At 72.4% G+C, this 8,247-nt stretch carries 8 protein-coding genes; 5 read left to right on the forward strand and 3 right to left on the reverse strand.

Features of this window, described 5'->3' with window-relative positions:
• Positions 1–448: 448 nt before the first annotated feature.
• Complete coding sequence (locus ACFV61_RS03095; RefSeq protein WP_380489763.1) at positions 449–2,257, forward strand: MFS transporter; 1,809 nt, start codon at positions 449–451, stop codon at positions 2,255–2,257.
• Positions 2,254–2,850 (forward strand): MarR family winged helix-turn-helix transcriptional regulator, encoded by a 597-nt coding sequence (locus tag ACFV61_RS03100; protein WP_380489765.1) that lies wholly within the window; start codon positions 2,254–2,256, stop codon positions 2,848–2,850. The genes ACFV61_RS03095 and ACFV61_RS03100 overlap by 4 nt, the downstream gene beginning before the upstream one ends.
• Positions 2,851–2,870: 20 nt before the next feature.
• Here the strand turns inward: ACFV61_RS03100 and ACFV61_RS03105 are convergent, their stop codons facing one another.
• Positions 2,871–3,632 carry an alpha/beta fold hydrolase gene (locus ACFV61_RS03105; protein WP_380489767.1) on the reverse strand — a complete coding sequence of 254 codons (762 nt, stop codon included), beginning with the start codon at positions 3,630–3,632 and terminating at the stop codon, positions 2,871–2,873.
• Positions 3,633–3,737: 105 nt separating this feature from the next.
• On the opposite strand from ACFV61_RS03105, the gene ACFV61_RS03110 reads away from it, so the two are divergent.
• The 3 genes from ACFV61_RS03110 (at position 3,738) to ACFV61_RS03120 (ending at position 6,711) form a co-directional block, all read left to right on the forward strand.
• The gene (locus ACFV61_RS03110) at positions 3,738–4,271 is read left to right on the forward strand and encodes a SigE family RNA polymerase sigma factor (protein WP_063349820.1); all 534 of its coding nucleotides are present in this window, start codon (positions 3,738–3,740) and stop codon (positions 4,269–4,271) included.
• Positions 4,268–5,212 (forward strand): hypothetical protein, encoded by a 945-nt coding sequence (locus tag ACFV61_RS03115; RefSeq protein ID WP_380368872.1) that lies wholly within the window; start codon positions 4,268–4,270, stop codon positions 5,210–5,212. The genes ACFV61_RS03110 and ACFV61_RS03115 overlap by 4 nt, the downstream gene beginning before the upstream one ends.
• A 425-nt stretch (positions 5,213–5,637) precedes the next feature.
• Complete coding sequence (locus ACFV61_RS03120; protein ID WP_380489823.1) at positions 5,638–6,711, forward strand: serine hydrolase domain-containing protein; 1,074 nt, start codon at positions 5,638–5,640, stop codon at positions 6,709–6,711.
• A 91-nt stretch (positions 6,712–6,802) separates the two neighbouring features.
• Here ACFV61_RS03120 and ACFV61_RS03125 read toward each other — a convergent pair whose 3' ends face one another.
• Positions 6,803–7,540: an SDR family NAD(P)-dependent oxidoreductase gene (locus tag ACFV61_RS03125; RefSeq protein WP_380368869.1), complete on the reverse strand. Its 738-nt coding sequence runs from the start codon at positions 7,538–7,540 to the stop codon at positions 6,803–6,805.
• A gap of 96 nt (positions 7,541–7,636) precedes the next feature.
• Positions 7,637–8,068 (reverse strand): Rrf2 family transcriptional regulator, encoded by a 432-nt coding sequence (locus ACFV61_RS03130; RefSeq protein ID WP_380489769.1) that lies wholly within the window; start codon positions 8,066–8,068, stop codon positions 7,637–7,639.
• Positions 8,069–8,247 lie beyond the last annotated feature (179 nt).

The following is an 8,247-nucleotide window of genomic DNA, read 5'->3' on the forward strand; positions in this document are numbered from 1 at the left end:
TCAGGCCTCTGAGCTGCAACAATATGTTGATTGCGCAGGTCAGCGACCCCCCTGTGGAGAGCCATTCTTTGCGAAGTTTTACTTGCGACAGACGAAAACGAGAAGGTGGTCATGTCAAGGAATTCGACACGAAGCCGCCCCGGTCAGGCAATTCGGACATCCGGCGCCGCGAAAGGCGGCGCAGCACTGCGGGAATGTGGCGGAAATGTGCATGCGACGCGTCGGAAAGCAGCCGGGTCGGCGAACGCGGGCCCGCGAGCACGAACCGGCCGCCGGGCTCCCGGCAGCGCGGGAGCGGACCGATGGCCGGCGGCCAGCGGCCGGTGGCGGCCTCCGGGACGCCTGCGGGCTACCGGCAGTGGGGTGGTCGGACTATCGTTAGTTAGCGAAAGCTATCGAAGTACTCTCCGACTGGCGGCCCCGGTCTGCCACTCACCTGGGGGCAGCGGTGGCGACGAAGATCCCGAACAACGGCAGGCGCCGGCCCGTCCGCGCGGTCCGCGGAGCCGTGGCGGCGGACCATCCCCGGTACAAGTGGGTCGCCCTCTCCAACACCACGCTCGGCACCCTGATCGCCACCGTCAACGCCTCGATCGTCCTGATCTCCCTCCCCGCGATCTTCAACGGCATCGGCCTCGACCCGCTCCAACCCGGCAACGTCAGCTACCTGTTGTGGATGCTGATGGGCTACATGCTGGTCACCGCCGTCCTGGTGGTCACCCTCGGCAGACTGGGCGACATCCACGGCCGGGTCCGGATCTACAACGCCGGCTTCCTGATCTTCACCCTCACCTCGGTGGCCCTCTCCCTCGACCCGCTGCACGGCGGGCCGGGCGCGCTGTGGCTGATCGGCTGGCGGGTGGTGCAGGCGATCGGCGGCTCGATGCTGATGGCCAACTCGGCCGCGATCATCACCGACGCGTTCCCGGCCCACCGGCGCGGCATGGCGCTGGGGGTGAACATCGTCGCGGGCATCGCCGGCTCCTTCATCGGCCTGGTGCTGGGCGGGCTGCTGGCCGAGTGGAACTGGCGGTCGATCTTCTGGGTCAACGTGCCGATCGGCATCCTCGGCACGGTCTGGGCCTACCGGTCGCTGCGCGAGACCGGCGTACGGCGGCCCGCCCGGATCGACTGGTGGGGCAACGTCACCTTCGCCGTCGGCCTGACCGCCCTGCTCGCCGCGATCACCTACGGCATCCAGCCCTACGGCGGCCACACCATGGGCTGGACCAGCCCATGGGTGATGGGCGGGCTGTTCGGCGGCGTGGCGCTGCTGATCGCCTTCTGCCTGGTCGAGTCCAGGGTCGCCGAGCCGATGTTCCCGCTGGCGCTGTTCCGCGACCCGGTCTTCGCCGGCGGCAACGCGGCCACCCTGCTGGGCTCGATCGCCCGCGGCGGCCTCCAGTTCATGCTGATCATCTGGCTGCAGGGCATCTGGCTGCCGCTGCACGGCTACGACTACGCCGACACCCCCCTGTGGGCGGGCATCTACCTCGTCCCGCTGACCGTCGGCTTCCTGGCCGCCGGGCCGGTCTCGGGCTACCTCTCCGACCGGGCCGGGGCCCGGCTGTTCGCCTCCGGTGGACTGGTGGTGATGGCCCTGTCCTTCGCCGGACTGCTGCTCCTGCCCACCGACTTCGGCTACCCGTGGTTCGCCGTCCTGGTGTTCCTCAACGGCTTGGGCGGCGGCCTGTTCGCGGCCCCCAACACCTCGCTGATCATGTCGAGCGTGCCGGCCGAGGCCCGCGGCGCCGCCTCCGGCATGCGGGCCACCTTCCAGAACGCCGGCATGGTGCTCTCGATCGGCGTCTTCTTCTCGCTGATGGTGGCCGGCCTGGCCGGCTCGCTGCCACACACCCTCACCGCCGGACTGACCGCGCAGGGCGTGCCCGCCGCCGACGCGCACACCATCGCCTCGCTGCCACCGGTCGGCACGCTCTTCGCCGCGTTCCTCGGGTACAACCCGATCCAGCAGCTGCTGGGCCCGCACGTGCTCGGCATGCTGCCGGCGGCCAACGCCCGGACGCTGACCGGCCGGGAGTTCTTCCCGCAACTGATCTCGGGCCCCTTCCACGACGGCCTGGTCGTGGTGTTCTGGCTGGCGATCGCCATGTCGCTGGTCGCCGCGGCGGCCTCGCTGGTCCGCGAGCGGACCGGGCCGCGCCACACCCGCCGCGCCCGGCCGGGCGCGGGCGGGCCCGCTGAACGGCCCGGTGTAGGCCGGCCCGCACCGCGCGGAAAGGCCCGCAGGCCATGACCGGGCACGATGCCGCGACCGGCGCCGACACCGCGACCGACGCCGAGGCCGAGGCCGGGGCCGAGGCCGGGGCCGGTCTCTCCGCCGAGGCCGTCGTCCGGCTGCGCCTGGCGATCGGCCGACTCAACCGGCAGATGGCCCGCGCCTCCGGCGGCCAGGACCTCACCGTCGCCCAACTCTCCGCCCTGGCCCGGGTGGAGGTGCACGGCCCGCTGCGGCTCGGCGAACTCGCCGCGCGGGAGGGGGTGGCCGTGCCGTCCGTGCTCCGCACGATCGCCCCGCTGACCGCCGACGGCCTGATCGCCAAGACCCCCGACCCGCTGGACGGCCGCTCCCAGCTGCTCGAACTCACCCCGGCCGGCCTGGCGGCGATCACCCGGATCCGCCGGGAGCGCTCCGCCCTGCTGGCCCGCCGCAGCGCGCGGCTCACCCCGCAGCAGTGCCGCCAACTGGAGTCGGCCGTACCGCTGTTGGAGTTGCTGCTGGACGATCCCGACGCGGCCTTCCCCGGCCAAGCCTGCCCCGATCCGTCCTACCCTGACCCGCCCTGCCCTGACCCGCCCTGCCCCGACCGGCGCGACTCCGTCGGCTGAGGCAGCGCTTCTCGGAGCGCCTACGCCGTCTCGCGGAGGAATCCGGTGAGCAACTCGAAGGTCTCCTCGGGCCGTTCAAGGCCGGGGAAGTGGCCGGCCCAGGACAGTTCGAGCCGGCGGGCGCCGGGGATCCGGGTCGCCAAGGAGTCGGCGATCTGCCGGAAGTCGTCCACGTCGTGGCCGCCGGTCACGACCAGGCAGGGCGCCGTGATCCGGGAGAGGTCCGCTTCGTCGTCGGTGGGGCCGATCTCGGCGTCCGCCTGCACCTCGAAGGCGCGCCGCTGCATCCGGCGGACGAGTTCGCGGGCTTCGTCGCCCGCCTCCGGGCCGAGCCAGGTCTCGACGTTGAGCTCGACGGCGCCCTCGACGTCCCCGGTCGCGAGGAGTTCCCGCTCCCGCGCGGCGAAGGACATCAGGGCGTCGCCGGCGACGTGCTCGGCCGCCCCGGAGCAGAGCAGGGCCAGCGCGGTGACGGCCCCGGGGCGCAGCGCCGCCACGTCCATGGCGATCTTCCCCCCGTACGAGGCGCCGATCAGCGCGGTGCTCTCGACGCCCAGGTGGTCGAGGAGCGCCAGCACGTCCTGCGCGTCGCTGTACGGGGCGTCGGCCGGCGGCGTGTCACCGAAGGCCCGGAAGTCGCCCCGGATCACCCGGTAGCCCGCGTCGACCAGCCCCTGCCACTGCGGGTCCCACATCCTCCGATCGCACACGGACGAGTGCAGCAGCACCACGGTGGGGCGGTCGCCCGGCAGGTCATGAGATACGTCATGGGAGAGGATCATCCGCGGATCGTATCGACGCCTCTGGGGGACGCCAACCGGTTTGGTGATCGGAGGGAGTAAGCGCTTTGGGCCGCTTCCGGGCTCTAGGTGGGTGAGGAGGTGCTCATGGGAGGCACGAAGACCGACCGGGACGAGGAGTTCCAGGCGTTCATCGTCGGGGCCTGGCCACGGCTGCTGCGGACGGCGTACCTGTTGGCCGGGGAGCAGTACGCGGCCGAGGACCTGGTGCAGTCCGCGGCGGAGAAGGCCTGCGCGGCCTGGGCGAAGGTGCGACGGGCCGGCGATCCGCACAGCTACGTGCGGCGGATCCTGGTGAACGAACACGCCCGCCGCTGGCGCCGCCGCGCGCCGGAACTGCTGGTGTACGCCGTGCCGGACGAGGCCGGAGCAGAGGACTGCTACGCCCGCTCCGACCAGCGCGGCGCACTGATGACGGCGCTGGCCGCCCTGCCGGCCCGCCAGCGCGAGGCCGTGGTGCTGCGGTACTGGGAGGACCTGAGCGACAGCCAGGCCGCCGAGGCGATGGGCTGCTCGACGGGCGCCGTGCGCAGCCACGCGGCCAAGGGGATCGCGAGACTGCGGGGGGCCGCAGCGCTGAAGGAAATCAAGGGCATGACGAGCATCGGAGGTGCGGTATGAGCGCGGGCGGCAACGGCGGGACGGTCGGCATGGGCGCGGCGGGCGACGACGGCGACGTGTGGGTCGGACTCGGCCTGGCGGAGGTGGCGGCCGGGGCCAGGATCAGCCCGGCGCCGATGGCGGACATCATGGCGGGCGGCCGCCGGATCCGGCGCCGGCGCCGGTCAGTGGTCGGCGCGCTCGCACTGGCCTCGGTGGTGGTGCTGGGCGGCGGGACGATGGCGGGTCTGCACAGCTCCCCCGCGAGCAGCGGCGCCCAGGCGCTCGTCCCGGCCAACGGCGGTCCCGGCGGCGGCACCGGGGGCGGCCCGGCCGCCCAGCCGTCCGGCACGGCGACGGCCGAGCGGGACCCGTTCACCCCGGTCCGGGTGACGCTCGCCCAGGGCAACACCCCTGACGGCAAGACGTGGAAGCTCTGGACGGCGCTCTGGCCGGTCGCCCCGAAGGAGCGGGCGTACGAGCAGGCGGTGGCCGTCTGGGAGGAGCGCCACGCCGTCGACTCCTCGCTCGACAAGCCGACGGAGGCGTACGTCCAGCAGTACTGGCAGCCCAACGAGGACGTCGTGAACGACTACGTCACCCTGGACGGGGTGCGCCAGCCGCACGACAACGCGGGCAGCTACCCGGCGCCGGGTCACCTCGACCCGCGGATGGCCGACACGTTCAGCGGCGGCCTGATGGGCGCCCGGGACAAGTCCGGCACGCCCGGTCCGCTCCCGATCAAGCTCGCCGTGATGGCCCTCGGCCCGGACGTCGGCAAGGTCCTGGTGACCTGGTCGGACGGCACGGTCATGGAGCCGTGGCTGAAGGCCGTCGGGGACTCCCCGTACCAGCGGCTGGTGGTCCCCGAGCAGCCGGGCAAGAAGGTGACGTCGTGGCAGTTCTTCGACAAGAACGGCACCAAGCTGCCGGACGCCGGCGAGAAGATGCTGACCGAGTAGCGGTCGGCGCGACCGGCTGAACACGACCGGGCGGCCACGACCGCCCGACCAGGCCCGCGGGGCCGGCCCGCTCCCCCGGCGGGCCGGCCCCTCGTCGGTGCGCGGGGCGGTCGGCGTGCAGGGGGATCGGCGTGCGGGGCGGTCGGTGCGCATCGCGGAAACGTGGGAGAAAGTGCTCCCCCGGTCGAGGGAGGTCATCGGTGGGCCGCCCGAGCAGACTGGCGATCACAGCCGGGGAGGACTTCCCGGCCTCCCCTTGATTGCACCGGAGTTGACTCGTGCGTGAGCAGATGTGGCAGCCGCTTTCCTCCCGACCTTCCTCCTGGCGTTCGTCCCGGCTTTCCTCCGGGCTTTCCTCCCGGCGCCCGCAGGCCGGTCGGCGCGGGGTCGTCGTGGCGGCGGCGGCCGCGGTGGCCGTCGGCGTCATGACCGCGGGCACCGCCCTGGCGCCGTCCACGGCCGCCGCCGCCCCCCGCCCGGACAGCGTCCAGCAGGGGCTGAACGCGCTGGTCCGTGACGACGGCCTGCCCGCCGCGCTGGCCAGCGTCCAGGGCCGTGACGGCCGCACCCGCACCTACACCGCGGGGGTCGGCGACGTCACCACCCGCGCGAAGGTGCCGGTCGACGGCCAGGTGCGGATCGGCAGCAACACCAAGACGTTCACGGCGGTGGTCGTGCTGCAGCTGGTCGGCGAGGGGAGGATCGGCCTCGACGAGCCCGTCGAGTCCTACCTCCCCGGCCTGGTCCGCGGCGACGGCATCGACGGGCGCCACACCACGGTCCGTCAGCTCCTCCAGCACACCAGCGGACTCCCGGACTACGAGGGATACCTCGACGAACCCTCCCTCCAGCACCGGTACTTCGAGCCGCGCGACCTGCTGGACATCGCCTTCCAGCACAAGGCCGACTTCGCCCCGGGGGCGAGCTTCAAGTACAGCAGCACCAACTACGTGCTCGCCGGCCTGGTCGTCCAGAAGGTCACCGGCCGCCCCATCGCCGAGCAGATCGACCAGCGCATCATCAAGCCCCTCGGCCTGCGACACACCTACTACCCCGCCCAGGGCGACCGGACCATCCGCGAGGCCCACCCCCAGGGCTACCGCAAGGACGCGGCCGACGGGCACCTGATCGACTTCACCGAGATGGACCCCTCCGCGGGCGGGGCGGCGGGCCAGATGATCTCCACCAACTCCGACGTCAACCAGTTCTTCACCGCCCTCCTCGGCGGCCGCCTCCTGCAACCGGCCCAGCTCGCCCAGATGCGCACCACCGTCCCCATCGGCGACAGCGGCGCCGCCTACGGCCTGGGGCTCATCAGCCGGCCGCTGTCCTGCGGCGGCGTCTACTGGGGCCACGGCGGCGACATCCCCGGCTACGAGACCCGGGGCGGGGCGACGGACGACGGCCGCGCCGTCAACATCGCGGTGACCACCGTCCCGCCGGACGCCGCCGGCTCGGAGCACGTCGAGAACGTCGTGGACACGGCCCTGTGTCGCTGACCGAAGTCCGGTGAGGGAGTGGGAAGTCGGCGGGTCCGACTTCCCACTCCGCTTTTCCACTCCGCTCAGGTTCTGTCCCGAGGTGAATCCCCTAGAGCTGGGTGACGCCGCCGTCGACGAGCAGTTCCGCGCCGGTGGTGAAGGAGCTCTGGTCCCCGGCCAGGTAGAGGGCGGTGGCGGCGACCTCCTCGGGTCGGCCGATGCGGCCGAGCGGGGTCGTGGCGACGGCCTGATCGACCTGGGGGTACGCCGCCCGCAGCTCGTCGGCCCCAGGGGTCGCGACCGGGCCCGGGGTGAGGGCGTTGACCCGGATGCCCCGACCGGCGAGTTCGGTGGCCCAGGTGCGGGCGAGGCTGCGGATCGCGGCCTTGGTGGCGGCGTAGACGCCCAGGCCCGGGACGCCGCGCAGGGCCGCGCTGGACGAGAGCAGGATCACCGAGGCGCCGGCCGACAGCAGCGGGAGCGCCTTCTGCACGGTGAAGACCGTGCCCTTGAGGTTCACGGAGGTGGTGTGGTCGTACTCCTCCTCGGTGATCTCGCCGAGCAGGCCGAAGTCCCCGAGGCCGGCGTTGGCCACGACGACGTCGAGCCGGCCGCTGCGTTCGGTGATCTCGGCGAAGAGCCGGTCGAGGTCGTCGAGCTTCGACACGTCGCCCCGGATGCCGACACCCCGGCTGCCGACCTGCTCGACGGCGGCCGCCAGCTCGGCTTCGCGGCGCCCGGTGAGGTACACGGTCGCCCCCTCGGCGGCGAAGCGGCGGGCGATGGCCAGGCCGATGCCGGTGGAGGCGCCGGTGACGAGGGCGGTCTTGTTGTCCAGCTGTCCCATGAGATTCTCCGAATCTTGACGTAACTATTCTTGTTACATTTTTGGGCACAAAAAGCGGCGCAGGAAGCGACGCAGGAAGCACTGCCACGGCCGAGGCTAGGCGGCCTTCAGCACGTCGCGCAGCACATCCTCCAGCGTGGTCCCCGCCAACTCCCGGCGGAGGGTGACCTCGATCCCGCCGTAGACGGCGGCCATCACCGGAGCGATGCCGTGGCCCACGACGCACTCGGGGTCGGGCGTGGCGGGGTGCAGGGCGAAGATCGGTCCCGGCTCCACCGCCTCGTAGACGTCGAGCAGGGTGATCGCCGACAGGTCCCGCGACAGCGTCCAGCCGGCCCCGGCACCCCTTCGCGAGTCGACCAGGCCCGCCTTGCGCAGCTGGGCCAGCAGGCGGCGGATCACCACGGGATTGGTGTTGACGCTCGTCGCGATCTGCTCGGAGGTGGCGACCTCGTGGCCACGGCGCTGGTACAGCCCGATCCAGGTCAGGGCGTGCGCGGCGACGGTCAACCTACTGTTCGCGCTCATGCCGCCCATCACCCCTCTCCATGTCGTAACTGTAATAGTTACATCGGCCTACGACAAGCCCCGGCGGAGTCGAGTGGGGGGGGGGGGGGGGGGGGGGGGGGTGGGGGGTGGCTTATGATTCCGATCGGGGGGTGGGGAGGGGGTGTGGTGGTGGGTGGGTGGGGTGGGGTGTGGGTGTT

Source organism: Kitasatospora sp. NPDC059817 (genome assembly GCF_042731835.1).
Classification (GTDB): Bacteria; Actinomycetota; Actinomycetes; order Streptomycetales; family Streptomycetaceae; genus Kitasatospora.